The organism is Pseudomonas sp. IT-P12 (assembly GCF_949767465.1).
Taxonomy (GTDB): Bacteria; Pseudomonadota; Gammaproteobacteria; order Pseudomonadales; family Pseudomonadaceae; genus Aquipseudomonas.
On sequence record NZ_CATKPY010000005.1, the window covers coordinates 1 to 15,037 of the forward strand.

Genomic DNA, 15,037 nt, shown 5'->3' on the forward strand with positions numbered 1-15,037 from the left:
TCCCACAGGCAGGTGTTTGATCAGTGCAGCTTCAGGCGCGGCTCGGTGCCGCGCCCGATCTTGCTGCCCAGCATCAACATCGCCGTGCGGAACATGCCATACAGCGCCATCTGGTGCATCCGGTACAGCGACACATAGAACATCCGCGCCAGCCAGCCCTCGAGCATCACGCTGCCGGTGAGGTTGCCCATCAGGTTACCCACCGCCGAGAAGCGCGACAGCGAGATCAGCGAGCCGTAATCGGTGTACTTGTACTCAGGCAGCGACTTGCCTTCGATGCGCAGCTTCAACGATTTGGTCAGCAGCGAGGCCTGCTGATGCGCCGCCTGTGCGCGCGGCGGCACATTGCGATCGGTGCCTGGTTGCGGGCAGGCCGCACAGTCGCCGAAGGCGAAGATGTTTTCGTCACGGGTGGTTTGCAGGGTCGGCAGCACCTGCAACTGGTTGATGCGGTTGGTTTCCAGGCCATCGATGTCCTTGAGGAAACCCGGTGCGCGAATCCCGGCGGCCCAGACCTTGAGGCTGGCATTGATCACATTGCCATCGGCGGTGATCAGGCTGTCGGCGGTGACCTCGCTGACTGCCGCGTTGGTCATGACGTTGACCCCGAGTTTCTCCAGGGTTTTATGCACCGGCCCGCTGATGCGTTCCGGCAAGGCTGGCAGCACCCGTGGCCCGGCTTCGATCAGGGTGATGTGCATGTTTTCCGGCTTGATCCGGTCCAGCCCGTAGGCCGCCAGTTCATGGGCCGCGTTGTGCAGTTCGGCAGCCAGTTCCACGCCGGTGGCGCCGGCACCGACGATGGCCACGCTGATCTGTTGCACCGCATCGGTTTGCCCGGCATGAGCGCGCAGGTAATGGTTGAGCAACTGCTGGTGGAAGCGCTCGGCCTGTTTGCGGGTGTCGAGGAACAGGCAATGCTGCGCGGCGCCCTGGGTGCCGAAATCGTTGGTCGTACTGCCGACGGCGATCACCAGTGTGTCGTAAGGCACTTCGCGTGCCGGCACCAGTTCCAGGCCGGCTTCGTCGTAGGTGGCCGCCAGCTGGATTTTCTTCAGGGTGCGATCAAGCCCGCTCATGCGCCCCAGCTGGAACTCGAAGTGGTTCCATTTTGCCTGGGCGACGTAGTTGAGTTCGTCTTCGGAAGAGTTCAGGGAGCCGGCCGCCACTTCATGCAACAGCGGTTTCCAGATGTGGGTCAGGTTCGCGTCGACCAGCATCACGCTGGCCGTGCCGCGCTTGCCCAGAGTCTTACCCAGACGGGTAGCCAACTCCAGACCGCCGGCGCCGCCGCCGACAATGACAATACGATGGGACATGGGGATAACTCGCAAGGCTAAAGGAAATCGGTGCAGTCATCCGAGCGAGCGCCAGGCAGCTCATAGCGTCAGGTAACTGATAAGTCGGCTCAACAGGCCCAGGCTGATGGTCACAGCCAGCACCATCACCAGGAGCATCCACGGCCGAAAGGGCCGGCGCTCGACTCGGTGCTGGGACAACTGCAGGTACTCTTCGACATGCTTTTGGTCGTCAGGGTTCAGGCGGCTGGTCATATCGGGCCTCGTCAGGGGTAGACGTTGCTGAATGGATTGAAGCTACATGCGCACGGCAGGGTCACGCATCAGCCCGCATTGAACGGAGCATAGCCGCTTGGCGGAATCGGCTCGACCTTGACGGTGTCGTCCAGGCGAATGATTCCACTTTGTAACACCCGGGCGGTGATTCCACCATGCCCGCGAACGGCTTGAAAGGTGCCCGGTCCGAGGTTGTCCTGCAGGCGCGCGCACGGTTGGCACCAACCCGTGGTTTCGAAGATCGCCTGGCCGATCCTGAAGCGTCGGCCTTTGAGACTGAACAGGTTGATACCGCTGACGACGATGTTGCGCCGCAGGTCCTGCGGCACTACGGGCTGGTCATCGGCGCGGCCCATCAGCGCACTGATGACGGCCAGGTGCTCCCACTGGATCAGCGTCACCTGGCGCGCATTGCGCACGCCGGGGCGAGCGCGGTCACCGGTCAGGCCGGCTTCCAGACGAGCCTCTACCGCCTCCAGCTCGATCATCGGCGCATGGCGTTGCGGGCGTACGCCGATCCAGCGCACGCGGCCCAGCTGCGGCACTTCGGCGATCAATGCCTGCAGCGGGCTCACAGGCTGATCCCGACATCGAACACGATGCTGCGCCCCAGGTTGCCGCGCAGAAAGTCCGGCGCATCCGGGTGGGCAAACAGCACGCGGGCGAAGGTGGGGCCTACCAGTGACAAGGAGCGCCAGCCCTGGCGCAAATATTCGGTGGGCGGTGGAAAGTGGCTGTTGAGGTCGAGCACTTCACGCTTGAGGCTGGTGAAGGCAATGATGTCCAGCTCGCCCAGGTCCATGCCGCGTTCCTTGTAGTTGTGGGCTTTCTTGCGCAGGGTCGGCGCCAGCCTCTGCAGAAATTCATTGGCCGGAATGCGCCTGGGCTTGGCTTCGCGACGTACCAGTGAACTGAGCGAAAACGCGCTGCGCCGCCGTTGCAACTCATCGCGCCATTCGTCGTTGAGGCGCCGCCCCTCGTCGAGGACGAAGAACACTTCAAAGTTGGCGTCCCGGAACAGCACGTCCGGCGGTTCCCCGGCGGGGGCGAATTCGTCGACGCGGTACGGAATGTTCAGCCCTTGCAGCAGGCGTTGGCAGACCCAACGCTCACGCTCCCATTTGCGGGCATTGGACAGGAACGCGTTGGCTTGCTCGGCCGCGATGGTCAGCAGGCGTAAGTAGTCGGAGTCATCCATAGGCCCAAGCTTAGCGTTCAAATGCGACAAGCTGAAAGCGTTTAACGGTAAAGCTCGTCACTGGCAGGGGGAACAGCCGGTGTAGACTGATGGCCATTATGTGCAAGCGATTGAACGAGGATCAGACGTGAAATATTGGCCGTTGTTGCTGCTCGGACTTTTACCCCTGGGGGCCCATGCGCTTGAAACAGGCGAGCGCCTGGCACCCTGGACGTTGCTGGATCAGTTCGATCAGGCCTACAGCCTTGACGATCAGACGCAGACATTGCTGGTGGCGCGGAGCATGGACGGGGCCAAGTTGGTCGAGGCGGCGCTGCAAGGTCAGCCGAAGGGCTACCTGGAAGCACGCCACGCGGTGTTTGTCGCGGACATCGAGCGCATGCCACGGCTGGTGGCCAAATTGTTCGCCGTGCCGGCCATGCGCGACTATGCCTATCGGGTCATGCTGGATCGTGAGGGTCGAGTGGCCCCGCGCTATCCGGGGGCTGTGGATAAAGTGCTGTGGCTGACCCTCAGGAAGGGGCAATTGGTGGACCAGCACGAATACGCCACGGCCGCGCAATTGCGTGAGGCATTGGAGAAAGCCGGGCCATGATCGGCGTGGAGGTGCTGTCGGCGCAGAGCCTGACGGTCGGCTGGCTGATTTACCTGCCGGTGATTGCCTGGGCTGTCTGGCGCACGCCCTGGGTCGAATTGTTCGCCGACAGCCGGCGCCAGCATCTGCTGTTCGGCACGGTGTTCGCGCTGTTCATGTTGTGGCTGGTGCGACGGGATTTCGATACCGGTGTGTCCTATCACTTTCTCGGCATGACCGCCGTGACCCTGCTGCTGGACTGGCCCCTGGCAATCGTCGGTGGCCTGGTCGCGCAGGCAGGCCTGGTGCTGCTCGGCCGCCAGGACCTCGCCGCCGTCGGGGTCAACGGCGCCTTGTTGATCGTGTTGCCCGTCTTGATCACCGAGTGCTGCGCCATCCTGGTGGAGCGTGCGCAGCCGCGTAATCTCTTCGTTTACATCTTCGTGTCCGGTTTCTTCGCGGCCGCGTTGTCGGCGTTGTTGTGCCTGCTCCTGGCGCTGTGGCTGCTGTGGTATGACGGGTTGTTCGCCATGCCCTATTGGCTGGAAGACTTTGTCGGCTACCTGTGGTTGATCATCTTTCCGGAGGCCTTCATCAACGGCATGGTGGTCAGTGCGCTGGTGGTGTTTTGCCCCGAATGGCTGGAGACCTTCAACCGCACCCGCTACCTTTCGGCGCCCTGGAAGGATGACGACCCGAAATCTTGATCCACATCAAAGGCAAAAAAACCAGACGAATTCATGCTCCGAAAAACCTTTCAGGAGCATTGAAATGAGTGTCTACGAATGGGCAAGGCAGGAACTGCGCCACAGTCTGGATGCCGCGCAGGAAGTCGGGTTTGATCCGGGGCTGAGCCTGCGCGCCCTGCTCAGCGCGGTGGTGCAGCAGAGCAAGGCGGTGCGCAGTGTCGAGGACCTGGCCGACGAGTTGCAGTTTCTCGCCGAAAATCTCGATGACAGTCAGGACTACGGGTTCATGCGGCCCTGAATATCGTCCTCAGTGACGCGGTTCGAAGTCTTCGCTGAACAGGTCGTCCTCGGCGTCCGGGCTCACCGGAATCTTGTGTTCCTCCGATGCCCAGGCGCCCAGGTCGATCAGTTTGCAGCGGTCCGAACAGAACGGCCGGAAGGTGCTCTCGGGGCTCCATTCGACAGGGGCGCCGCAGGTTGGGCAATCGACGGTCGGGATTGGGCTCATGACTGGCCTCCACGCAATGTTAAGTAAAAGTGATGCAGGCGCTCGACCTCGCTGTGCAGCCAGGCGAGGTCGCGGTCGTTGACCACCACGTCGTCGGCGTGGCTCACGCGATCCTCACGGCTGGATTGCGCCTTGAGGATCGCCTGGACCTGTTGCTCGCTGGTCTGGTCGCGCTGCAGGGTGCGTTCGATCTGTAGCTGTTCGGGCGCATCGATCACCAGCACGCGCTGGGTCATTGCGTATTGCCCGGATTCGATCAGCAACGGCGAAACCAGAATCGCGTAAGGCGATTGTGCCTTGCCCAGATGCTCGGCGATTTCCTCGGCGATCAGTGGATGCAGCAGCGCTTCGAGCCAGCGTCGCTCTTGCGGGTCTTCGAAGATCAGCTTGCGCAGTGCCGCACGATCCAGTTGGCCGTTGGCCTGCAACACGCCGGGGCCAAAATGTTCGGCGATCCGCGCCAGGGCCGGGCGACCCGGCTCCACGACCCAGCGCGCCGCGTGATCGGCATCGACCACATGGACGCCCAGGTCGATGAAGTGCTGGGCCGCCGCGCTTTTGCCGCTGCCAATGCCGCCGGTGAGGCCGAGAATCCAGGGTTTTTCCGCAGGGGTATTCATTTCAAACCGACAAACTGCCAATAGAAGTCGGTTATTTGACCACCCCAGAGCAAGGCAATCCAGCCGGCAATTGCCAGATAGGGGCCAAAGGGCAGCGGTGTCGAGTGTCTGGCATCGCGCAGCTTCAGCAAAATCACCCCGACCACGGCCCCGACCAGCGACGACAACAGGAGCGTCAGCGGCAGAATCTGCCATCCGCCCCAGGCCCCCAGCAGGGCCAGCAGCTTGAAATCACCGTGGCCCATGCCGTCCTTGCCGGTGATCAGCTTGAACAGCCAGAACACCGCCCACAGCGCCAGGTAGCCGGCAACGGCGCCCCACAAGGCCTCGTGCAACGGCACGAACAACTCGAAGCTGTTGACGATCAGCCCCAGCCACAACAACGGCAGCACCAGTACGTCGGGCAACAATTGATGCTCGGCATCGATCAGGCTCATGGCCAGCAGGCCCCAGCTCAGTACCAGCACCAGCACCGCTTGCCAGCCGAAACCGAAATGCCAGGCAATGAAGGCCGACAGCAGGCCACAGACCAGTTCGGTCAACGGATAGCGTCTACCGATCGGCGTGGCGCAACTCGAGCAGCGCCCACGCAAGCCGACGTAACTGAGCAGCGGAATGTTTTCCCAGGCACGGATCCGATGCCCGCAATGCGGGCACTGGGAATGGGGCAGCAGCAGGTTATAGGTGGGCTGCGGTGTCTCGCCCGGCAGGCCGAGGATTTCATGGGCCTGCAATCGCCATTCGCGTGCGAGCATTTTCGGCAGGCGCCAGGTCACCACGTTGAGAAAACTGCCGACCAGCAGACCGAGCAACAGCGCGATGACGACAAACGCCAACGGGTAAAGGGTCAGGGTGTCAGGCCAGGGCATATCAGATCGCTGCGCCGAGTTGGAAGATCGGCAGGTACATCGCCACCACCAGGCCGCCGACGACAACACCCAGGACCACCATGATGAACGGCTCCATCAGGCTGGTGAGGTTGTCGACCATGTTGTCGACCTCGGCTTCATAGAAACCGGCAACCTTGTCGAGCATGTCGTCCAGGGCACCGGACTCTTCGCCAATGGCCGTCATCTGAATCGCCATGTTGGGAAAGATGCCGGCGGTGCGCATGGCGAAATTCAGCTGCATCCCCGTCGATACGTCTTGCCTGATGCGCAGCACCGCACGCTTGAACACGACATTGCCGGTGGCACCGGCCACCGACTCCAGTGCCTCGACCAGCGGCACGCCGGCGGCGAAGGTGGTCGACAGCGTGCGGGCAAATCGGGCCACGGCCGACTTGTACATCAACGTGCCGATCAACGGCAGTTTCAGCAGCCAGGTGTCCATCGTGTCGCGAAAGCCCTGCGAAGTTTTCAGGGCACGACGCACGCCGAAGATTGCCGCGATCAGGAGGCCGAGGGCGATCCACCAGCCCTCCTGCAACAGCTTCGACAGGCCGATGACCATGACCGTGAACGCCGGAAGTTCCGCGCCAAAGCTCTTGAACACCGACTCGAACTGCGGCACCACCTTGATCAGCAGGATACCGGTGACAATGATCGCGACGAACACCACGGCCAGCGGGTAGGTCATGGCTTTCTTGATCTTGGCCTTGAGGCTTTCACTCTTTTCCTTGTAGGTGGCGACTCGTTCCAGCAGGGTGTCCAGCGCGCCGGCCTGCTCACCGGCGTCCACCAGGTTGCAGTAGAGCTCGTCGAAGTACTCCGGCTTCTTGCGCAGGGCGGCGGCGAAGCTGTTGCCGGCCGCCACCTCCTGTTTCACCTCGTCCACCAGTTTGCGCATGGCCGGGTTGTCGAAGCCTTCGCCGATGATGTCGAAGGACTGCAACAGCGGCACCCCGGCTTTCATCATCGTCGCCATCTGCCGGGTGAACAGGGCAATGTCCTGGGCCTTGATGCGTTTTCCCAGGTTGAGGATCGAGGCGGATTTCTTGCGCACCTTGCCGGGGTTGATGCCTTGCTTGCGCAGTTGCGCCTTGACCAGGGCCGGGTTCTGACCGCTGAGCTCGCCGGTCATTTTCGTGCCTTTCCTGTCGGTGCCTTCCCAGGCGTACACGCTGATTTTTGCTGCTTTGACCGCCATGTTCAGTCCTTGGTAACCCGGTTGATTTCTTCAAGGCTGGTAATACCCTGCATGGCCTTGATCAGCCCCGAGGTCCGCAGGTCGTTGAAACCGTCCTTGCGCATCTGGCTGTCGATTTCCAGCGAGTTGCCTTCGGCCATGATCAGCCGTTGCAGATCCGCCGTGTTCTTCACCACTTCGTAGATCCCCACGCGCCCCTTGTAGCCGCCATTGCAATGATCGCAGCCGACCGGCTCATAGATCGTGAACTGGCCGAGGCGTTCCTCGGGGAAACCCTCCCTGAGCAACACCTCGCGGGGAACATCCAGCGGCTTCTTGCAATGGGTGCACAGCTTGCGCGCCAGGCGTTGGGCAATGATCAGGCTGACCGAGGTGGCGATGTTGAACCCGTGGATGCCCATGTTGTGCAGGCGGGTCAGGGTTTCCGCCGCGCTGTTGGTGTGCAGGGTCGAGAGCACCAGGTGTCCGGTCTGTGCCGCCTTGATGGCGATCTCGGCAGTTTCCAGGTCGCGGATCTCGCCGACCATGATCACGTCCGGGTCCTGGCGCAGGAACGAACGCAACGCCTGGGGAAAGCCCATGCCCTGCTTGGCATTGACGTTGACCTGGTTGATACCCTCCATGTTGATCTCCACCGGGTCCTCGGCCGTGGAGATGTTGATGTCCACGGTGTTGAGGATGTTCAGCCCGGTGTAGAGCGATACGGTCTTGCCCGAGCCGGTGGGGCCGGTGACCAGGATCATCCCTTGCGGTTGCTTCAGCGCTTCCATGTACAGGTCTTTCTGCTCGGGCTCGTAGCCGAGGGCATCGATGCCCATTTGCGCGCTGGACGGATCGAGGATCCGGATCACCACTTTCTCGCCCCACAGGGTCGGCAGGGTATTGACCCGGAAGTCGATGGACTTGCTCTTGGACAGGCGCATCTTGATCCGCCCGTCCTGGGGTTTGCGCCGTTCGGAGATGTCGAGGCTGGCCATGACCTTCAGGCGCGCGGCAATGCGGTTGGCCAGCTGGATCGGCGGCTTGGCGACTTCGCGCAGCATGCCGTCCGTGCGCACCCGCACGCGGTAGGTCTTTTCGTAGGGTTCGAAGTGCAGGTCGGATGAACCGCCCCGGATGGCGTCGAGCAACATCTTGTGAACGAAGCGCACCACCGGCGCGTCGTCGGCATCCTGCCCGGCGATGCCATCCTGTCGAGCGTCATCGATCGACTCGATGTCCACGCCATCGAGGTCGACGTCAGGCATGTCCTCCAGGCCAGTGGCATGGCTGTCGAAGAACTTCTCGATGGCGTCGCTGAGTTTGTCGTCTTCCACCAGGATTGCTTCGGTGGTGAGCCCGGTGCTGAACTGGATGTCGTTGATGGCCTGGTGATTGGTCGGGTCGGAGACCCCGACGAACAGTTTGTTGCCGCGCCGCCACAGGGGCAGGGCATGGTGCTGGCGAACCAGTTTTTCGCTGACCAGACCCTTGGGTTGCGACTCCTTGTCCAGCCGATGCAGGTCGAGCAAGGCCATGCCGAAATGCTCCGAGGCAATCTCGGCCACCTGGCGGCTCTTCACCAGTTTGTTTTGCACCAGGTAACTGACCAGGGACAGTTTCTGGCGTTGGGCTTGCTGATACGCCTGTTGCGCGCTTTTTTCAGTGAGCAGTTCGGCCAGGACCAGTTGTTTGGCCAGGCCGCTTAGAGCGATGTCATTCATGGGAATACCGGACGCAGACAGTTCATGACTTATAGCCTAGTCAAACGGACGCGCCAAACCCGCGCTGTTGAAGTGACAAAAAGTGTCACATAGTGCGGCTTTTGCGGACCGCTCGCCGCGTGGTCGGGTTTCCGCCCCCCGGGAACAAGGGGCTGAAGGCTTGGCACGGGCTGTGCTGCGGCTGATTCAGATCATGAGATTTCGACTCATGCATGGAGCTTGTCTATGAATACTCAGAAAGGTTTCACCCTCATCGAACTGCTGATCGTGGTGGCGATCATCGGGATCCTGGCGACGTTTGCGATTCCGGCGTACTCCAAGTACCAGGCGCGGGCGAAGGTGACGGCGGGGTTGGCGGAGATTTCGGCGCTGAAAGTCAATTATGAAGATAAGGTCAATTCGGGTACGACGTCGCCATCCACCACCGATATCGGCGCCAGCACGACTTCGCAGCACTGCACGATCACCGTCCTGGCATCGCCAAGCAGCGGGATTGTCTGCACGCTCAAGGGGGCACCGACCGTCGTCGCCAACGCGACGATCACGCTGACTCGTGATGCCACCAGCGGATGGTCATGCAAAACCAGCGCAGCGTCCGATTACGCACCAGCGGGTTGCCCTACCGGGACCTGATCATCAACGGCTCACTGGACCCCGCCTCGTGAGAGGCGGGGTTTTTTTTGCGGATTTGAGTGAGCTATCGACGCATGACCGGAGTAATAGCAAAACTTTCGCAAATTCATGGCCTTAGGCCCACGCCAAATCCGCAACTTGCATGTAGAAAAAATCAAACTCATGCATTTTGCATGATTTCGAAAATTGCTCGTTTTCTTAACTATCTGATTTATAACGATTTATTGTCTGTCTCAAACTTGGCACAGCGTTCGCAACATACCCAGTAACCCTGCTGACATGACACCCAGCAGACTTTTCCAGAAAAACAGGAGTTACTCGTATGAAGAAGTTCGCTATCGCTGCTGCCACTGCTACCGCGCTGACCCTCACCATGGCCAACGCCGCTTTCGCCCAAACCCAAGCGACCCAGGCTCCTATGGTTCTCGCAGCCGGTGAAGTGACCCAAGCCAAGGAAGCTACCTCCGATACCTGGATCACCACCAAAGTCAAAGCCGACCTGGTCACCGAGAAAGGCATTCCTGGCACCGACATCAAGGTTGAAACCAACAAAGGCGTGGTTTCCCTGTCGTCCACTACCGCTGTGACCGAGTCGCAGAAAGATGTGGCCGTGGCCATCGCCAAGAAAATCAAAGGCGTCAAGGCGGTCTCCGCTGACGGCCTGAAAGCCGAGTAAGGCAAGACTTCTCGCCTGGACCGGGAGAAGACGCGGTAGACGAGCCAGGTTATACGTCTGCCGCAACTTTAGAGTTCATGCGACGGCCACAGGGATAGTGGCCATTACAGGCCCCGGCATTCGTGTCGGGGCCTGTTCTATTTGCAAGACAGGAAAGACCTGGCGTCGATGTGGGAGCGAGCCTGCTCGCGATGGCGGCTCCACAGACAACGCGGCAGTGATCGTCGGTCCGCTATCGCGAGCTGGCTCGCTCCCACAATTGACGTGGGGAAGGATTCAGTGACCTCGCTTGCTGGTGATCTGCCGCAGCCGATTACCCTCGAACCGCAGGTACTGGTACATCCCGCCGTTAGGCCCGTAGGTCCATTCCTCGACCTGGAACTCTTCCCGGCGGTTGGCGCTGCGCTTGTAACCGAGCAGGTCGCGGCTGACCGGTTCACCGCACTTCTGCCGCACCTCGCTGGAGCGATCCCCCACGCTGACCAGTTGACTGCCGCAGCGCAGGGTGTCGGCGGCCGAGGCGTGGGCCGCCGTCATTGCCAGGGTGAGGCCGAGCAGCAAGCGCCCGATCATCATTCGGCGTCCAGGTGCAGGGGTGTCACGACCCGGCCGTCACTTTCCGCCTCGCCGAGGCTGGCGTCGATGAAGTACACACGGTCGTCGGCCAGTTGTCCCTTGTCGACCAGGTAATCCTTGATGCTGCTGGCTCGGTCCTGGCCCAGTTGGCGCAGCAGCACGTCGCTGGAACTCCAGAACTTGATCACGTCGGCACGCATCCGGGCCGTACGTTCCTCCTTGCCCAGGTCTTTCCATTCAGCCGGTGGCTGGGTTTTCAGACGGGTGCGGTAGATGCCTTCCAGCAACGGCCCTTTCTCGCCGTCCGGGACTTGTAGCAACGACGCCTGCGCCGGCACCTTGTCGCCGCGACGCTGGAGCATCTTGTAGTAGTTGTATTGATACTCGCGCTCCAGGCGCTGCTCGGCGATCAGCGGGCCATCGCTGCTGGCGGCGGCGGTGCCCTCGATTTCCAGACGCAGGGTCGGACGTTCCTTCAGGGCCTGGGACAGCTTGATCAGCGAACCCTCGGCGTCCTTGCCCAGTTCGCTGGAGCCCGGCGCGAACGACACCGTGCCCAGGTCTTCGGAGCCACCGCCACTGACCAGCCCGCCAATCAGCTTGAACGGCGCGGCGGCGGCCTTGACGATCAGGTTGCGCAAGGTCTGCCAGACAATCGGCATGACGCTGAACTGCGGATTGTTCAAGTCGCCGGTCACCGGCAGCTCGATGGAAATCTTGCCGTCGACGTCCTTGAGCAGGGCAATCGCCAGTTTCAACGGCAGGCTGACCGCATCCGGGCTGTCGACTTTTTCACCCAGCTGCAACTGCTCGACCACCACTTTGTTTTCCGCCTTGAGCTGGCCTTTGGTGATCAGGTAGTGCAGGTCCAGATTGAGCCGGCCCTTGCGGATGCGGTAACCGGCGAACTTGCCGGAGTAGGGCGTCAGGGTGGTCAGTTCCACGCGCTTGAAACTGGTGGCGATGTCGAGGGCGGCCATCGGGTCGAACGGGTTGACCGAGCCCTTGATGGTCACCGGCGCGTAGCGATCGACCTTGCCCTTGACGTCCACGGTCGCCGGTTTTGCCTGACGGCTGTCGATGGTGCCGATCTGGCCATTGAGCTGTTGCACGGCGGTGGCGAAGTTCGGGGTCAGGCTGAAGTCGGCGAAATTGGCCGAGCCGTCATTGATGGCAATGCCGCCGATGTGGATGCCCAGCGGCTTGTCCTTCCCGGCGGCCGGCTTGGCGGCAGCGGTTTTCGCCCCGGAATCGGGCGGCTGCGGGATCAGCAGGTCATCGACGTTGGTGGTGCGGTCATCGTTGATCATGAAGCGCACGTAGGGCTGGAACAGGTTGACCTTGTCGATCGACAGGCTGTCGCCGTGCTGATAGTTCAAGCCTTCCACCACCACCTGCTGCCACTTGAGGAAGTCACGGGTCTTCAGGGTGTCGAGGGTGTGCAACTGGTCGATCTGTGCGCGTCCGGTGACGCTGAGGGCCAACGGCTCGTTGCTTTTGAGGTTGACCGCCAGATCACTGCCGAGCATGCCGCTGCGCAGTTCGAGGCGAATGAACGGGTTGATATACGACTGGGCGACCCGCAGGTCGATGTCTTTGGTCTGCACTTTCAATTGGGCACTGACCGGGGCCAGATTGACCTGACCGTCGGCCGTGATCCGGCCTTGCTTGCCCACGCCGGTATCGAGCTTGAGGGTAAAAGGTGAACCGTTGAGGCTGTCGAAATTCTGCAGGTCGAGGTTCAGCGGGTTCAGGTCCAGAGTGACAGCGGGTTGCGCCTTGCGGTCTGCCAGGTGGACCTGGTAATCGCGCAGTTGCACGTCCTTGAGCAAGACCTGCCACGGTTTGCTCGCGGTCTCGGGTGCTTTCGGCGAGTCGGCGGCTGCAGGTGTGCTGGCCGGTTCGGCCTTGGCTTTCGCGGCTTCCTTGGACGGTTGGCTGGCGAACAGTTTTTGCCAGTCGAGCTGGCCGTCGGCCTCCAGTGCTGCCCAGGTTTCCAGTTTCTGGCTGCGGATCTTGCCGACCACCACTTGCTGTCTGGCCAGGTCCACGGTGGTGTCGGTAACGTCCAGGCGCTCGAGTTTCGCCAGCGGTCGACCGTCCGGGGCCTTGATGGCAAACGGCGCGACGCTGACCGCCACGTTGCTGAGCAGCAGTTCGGTCTGCTGGGACAGGTTGAGCTTGTAGTCGGTGCTCAGGCTGACGACGCCGTCTTCGAGCACCAGCGGTACGGCATCGCGCACGTAGGGCCAGAAGGCTTTCATCTTGCCGTCGGTGACTTTCAGTTTTCCTTCGGAGGCGATCGGGATGAGGCTGAAGTTGCCGGTCCAGTCGATCTGCCCGCCATTGGGGCCGGCGGCCACCAGTGTCATGTCGGCGCTATCCTCGGGCAGGGTGCTGAGGTTCTTCAGCTCGAAGTCGAGTTTGTCGTAGACGAACTCGATGGGTTCGCTGGGACGCTCATCCAGGAAATGCACGGCGCCGCCGGCCAGGTTGATGCGCTCGATTCTCAGGGGAAACGGCTTGGCGTCGGGATCGGCCGGGGCCGGCTCGCTGGCAGGCAACTTGAACAGGCCGAGCAGGTTGAGCTTGCCGTCCTTGTCGAACAGGATTTCGGTCTTGGGTTTGTCCAGTTCGATGTCGGCCAGATGAAGCGCCTTGGTCCACAGGCTGTCGAGCTGCAGGTTGGCGTACAAGCGTTCGAAGCCGACCTGTTCCTTGCCCGGCTCGCCAATGTTCAGGCCCCACAGGGTGACTTCAAGGCTGAACGGGTTGAGCTCGATGCGCTGGAGCGTGGCGGGAGTGGTCGCGTAGTGGGCCAGTTGTTGATTGGCCACGCGCAAGGCAATGCCCGGCAGAATCAGAAACCCCAGCAGGCTGTAGAGAGCCAGGGCAGTCAACAAGGCGCCGATAGCGCGAATCAATCCTTTGGGCATGTGCAGCTTCATCTGTCTGAATCGGAGTGCCTTGGAGTATGGCACGCGTTTCCGGTTCCGAAGTAATTGAGCTGCCCACGACTTTCAGATTTGTCCGACGAGGTCAGAGCTGCAGGATCAGGGTTTTCAATGGCGGCTGCTGGTCCATCGAGGGGAAATCGCCACCCGGTTTCATCACCGCCCATTCGCGCACCGGCCGCCCGGCTTTCTCGGCACAGCGCAGAACCTGCTCGCGCCAATCGTCCATGCTGACTTTTGCCAGGTTGTTGCAGCAGATCAGCACGCCATCGTCGGCGGTGGTCAGCAACGCGGGCTTGAGCAGGCTCTGGTAATCACGCAGCAGGTCCACGGTGCCGAATGCGCTCTTGGCCCAGGCGGGTGGGTCGAGCAGCACCAAGTCGTACTGGCGTTGCTCCAGGCGTTGATAGCTCGGCAGTTTCTGCCCGCGACGCTGGCTGATGGGCAGCCCGGCCAACTGCCGGATCGCCGGGAAGTAATCGGACTGGATGAATTGCATGGTCGGCAGGTGCGGATTGAGCAGGCCGTTTTCCCGGCCGACCGCCAGGTTGCCCTCGGCGAAGTCCAGGTTGCACACCTCGCGCGCACCGCCGGCGGCCGCGCTCAGGCCAACTCCGCAGGTGTAGGCGAACAGGTTCAGCACGCTCTTGTCGCGGCTATGGTCCTTGACCCAGCCACGGGTGTTGCGCAGGTCGAGGAACAGCAACGGGTCCTGGCCGGCGTGGCGACCGCGAACCCGGTAATTCAGGCCCCACTCGTGACCGACCAGGTCTTGCAGGGCGGCGTCGTCGGCGCGGTAGACCGGGTCTTCACGGTCGATCCGCGAGTGGCCTCGGGAGCGGTCGTTGTAGACCAGCAGGCTGTCGAAACCCAGGTGTTGGTTGATCGCCTGGTGGACGTGCAGCAGCGCCTCGCGCTCCAGCGTCTGGTGGAAGCTCTGCACCAGCAGTTGCGGGCCGTAGCGGTCGATGGTCAGGCCGCCGGCGCCTTCCTGGCTGCCATGGAACAGGCGATAGCAGTCGGTGCCCTGCCGATGCAGTTCGGCCAGCAGTTCCTGGCGATGATCGAGGGCGGCGCGCAGCGCCTGGTTCAAGGTAGACATGCTGGGCGCCTTGCACGAGGAATGGGGCGCGGGAGTTTAACAGCTTGGCGCCAGAGCGCGGTGACGCCATCGCGAGCAGGCTCGTTCCCACGTTGGATCTGCGTCCGTCACTGATCCCCTGTGAGAACGAGCCTGCTCTGGG

General features: G+C 61.7%; 17 protein-coding genes. 5 read left to right on the forward strand and 12 right to left on the reverse strand.

Annotation, left to right across the window (positions count from 1 at the left end):
• Positions 1-20: 20 nt before the first annotated feature.
• From ACM6IM_RS02890 to ACM6IM_RS02905, 4 genes are all read right to left on the reverse strand, one after another.
• Positions 21-1,319, reverse strand: a complete 1,299-nt coding sequence (locus ACM6IM_RS02890; protein WP_414864102.1) for an NAD(P)/FAD-dependent oxidoreductase — start codon at positions 1,317-1,319, stop codon at positions 21-23.
• A gap of 60 nt (positions 1,320-1,379) precedes the next feature.
• On the reverse strand, positions 1,380-1,553 hold the full coding sequence (locus ACM6IM_RS02895; protein ID WP_192308979.1) for a DUF3094 family protein: 174 nt from the start codon (positions 1,551-1,553) through the stop codon (positions 1,380-1,382).
• A gap of 68 nt (positions 1,554-1,621) precedes the next feature.
• Complete coding sequence (locus tag ACM6IM_RS02900) at positions 1,622-2,149, reverse strand: MOSC domain-containing protein (RefSeq protein ID WP_414864103.1); 528 nt, start codon at positions 2,147-2,149, stop codon at positions 1,622-1,624.
• On the reverse strand, positions 2,146-2,772 hold the full coding sequence (locus ACM6IM_RS02905; protein WP_192308975.1) for a DUF1780 domain-containing protein: 627 nt from the start codon (positions 2,770-2,772) through the stop codon (positions 2,146-2,148). The genes ACM6IM_RS02900 and ACM6IM_RS02905 overlap by 4 nt, the downstream gene beginning before the upstream one ends.
• Positions 2,773-2,899: 127 nt before the next feature.
• Between ACM6IM_RS02905 and ACM6IM_RS02910 the strand changes: the two genes are divergently transcribed.
• The 3 genes from ACM6IM_RS02910 to ACM6IM_RS02920 all read left to right on the forward strand — a co-directional run bounded on the left by ACM6IM_RS02910 (position 2,900) and on the right by ACM6IM_RS02920 (position 4,333).
• Positions 2,900-3,367, forward strand: coding sequence for an FAD/FMN-containing dehydrogenase (locus tag ACM6IM_RS02910; RefSeq protein ID WP_414864104.1), 468 nt, complete (start codon positions 2,900-2,902; stop codon positions 3,365-3,367).
• Positions 3,364-4,053 carry an energy-coupling factor ABC transporter permease gene (locus ACM6IM_RS02915; RefSeq protein WP_192308971.1) on the forward strand — a complete coding sequence of 230 codons (690 nt, stop codon included), beginning with the start codon at positions 3,364-3,366 and terminating at the stop codon, positions 4,051-4,053. Before ACM6IM_RS02910 ends, ACM6IM_RS02915 begins: the two co-directional genes overlap by 4 nt.
• Before the next feature lie 64 nt (positions 4,054-4,117).
• Entirely contained in the window at positions 4,118-4,333 is a 216-nt protein-coding gene (locus tag ACM6IM_RS02920) for a hypothetical protein (RefSeq protein WP_054051316.1), read from the forward strand.
• A gap of 9 nt (positions 4,334-4,342) precedes the next feature.
• Here ACM6IM_RS02920 and yacG read toward each other — a convergent pair whose 3' ends face one another.
• Genes yacG through pilB form a run of 5 tightly spaced genes read right to left on the reverse strand, consistent with a single transcriptional unit; the run spans position 4,343 to position 8,954 of the window.
• On the reverse strand, positions 4,343-4,543 hold the full coding sequence (gene yacG, locus ACM6IM_RS02925) for a DNA gyrase inhibitor YacG (RefSeq protein ID WP_192308969.1): 201 nt from the start codon (positions 4,541-4,543) through the stop codon (positions 4,343-4,345).
• The gene (coaE, locus tag ACM6IM_RS02930; protein WP_192308967.1) at positions 4,540-5,163 is read right to left on the reverse strand and encodes a dephospho-CoA kinase; all 624 of its coding nucleotides are present in this window, start codon (positions 5,161-5,163) and stop codon (positions 4,540-4,542) included. The genes yacG and coaE overlap by 4 nt, the downstream gene beginning before the upstream one ends.
• Entirely contained in the window at positions 5,160-6,032 is an 873-nt protein-coding gene (locus ACM6IM_RS02935) for a prepilin peptidase (protein WP_414864105.1), read from the reverse strand. The genes coaE and ACM6IM_RS02935 overlap by 4 nt, the downstream gene beginning before the upstream one ends.
• A gap of 1 nt (position 6,033) precedes the next feature.
• The gene (locus ACM6IM_RS02940) at positions 6,034-7,251 is read right to left on the reverse strand and encodes a type II secretion system F family protein (RefSeq protein WP_192308963.1); all 1,218 of its coding nucleotides are present in this window, start codon (positions 7,249-7,251) and stop codon (positions 6,034-6,036) included.
• 2 nt (positions 7,252-7,253) lie between these two features.
• Complete coding sequence (gene pilB, locus ACM6IM_RS02945; RefSeq protein WP_192308961.1) at positions 7,254-8,954, reverse strand: type IV-A pilus assembly ATPase PilB; 1,701 nt, start codon at positions 8,952-8,954, stop codon at positions 7,254-7,256.
• A 225-nt stretch (positions 8,955-9,179) separates the two neighbouring features.
• Here pilB and ACM6IM_RS02950 point away from each other — a divergent pair, with 225 nt between their 5' ends.
• Together ACM6IM_RS02950 and ACM6IM_RS02955 are read left to right on the forward strand one after the other, a co-directional pair.
• Positions 9,180-9,587 carry a pilin gene (locus tag ACM6IM_RS02950; protein ID WP_192308959.1) on the forward strand — a complete coding sequence of 136 codons (408 nt, stop codon included), beginning with the start codon at positions 9,180-9,182 and terminating at the stop codon, positions 9,585-9,587.
• A 322-nt stretch (positions 9,588-9,909) separates the two neighbouring features.
• Positions 9,910-10,263 carry a BON domain-containing protein gene (locus ACM6IM_RS02955; protein WP_192308957.1) on the forward strand — a complete coding sequence of 118 codons (354 nt, stop codon included), beginning with the start codon at positions 9,910-9,912 and terminating at the stop codon, positions 10,261-10,263.
• A 276-nt stretch (positions 10,264-10,539) separates the two neighbouring features.
• On the opposite strand, the gene ACM6IM_RS02960 is transcribed toward ACM6IM_RS02955, so the two are convergent.
• The 3 genes from ACM6IM_RS02960 to ACM6IM_RS02970 form a co-directional block, all read right to left on the reverse strand.
• Entirely contained in the window at positions 10,540-10,836 is a 297-nt protein-coding gene (locus ACM6IM_RS02960) for a DUF2845 domain-containing protein (RefSeq protein WP_201195089.1), read from the reverse strand.
• Positions 10,836-13,787 carry a DUF748 domain-containing protein gene (locus ACM6IM_RS02965; RefSeq protein WP_414864106.1) on the reverse strand — a complete coding sequence of 984 codons (2,952 nt, stop codon included), beginning with the start codon at positions 13,785-13,787 and terminating at the stop codon, positions 10,836-10,838. Before ACM6IM_RS02965 ends, ACM6IM_RS02960 begins: the two co-directional genes overlap by 1 nt.
• 91 nt (positions 13,788-13,878) lie before the next feature.
• Positions 13,879-14,895 carry a class I SAM-dependent rRNA methyltransferase gene (locus tag ACM6IM_RS02970; protein WP_414864107.1) on the reverse strand — a complete coding sequence of 339 codons (1,017 nt, stop codon included), beginning with the start codon at positions 14,893-14,895 and terminating at the stop codon, positions 13,879-13,881.
• Positions 14,896-15,037: the final 142 nt, after the last annotated feature.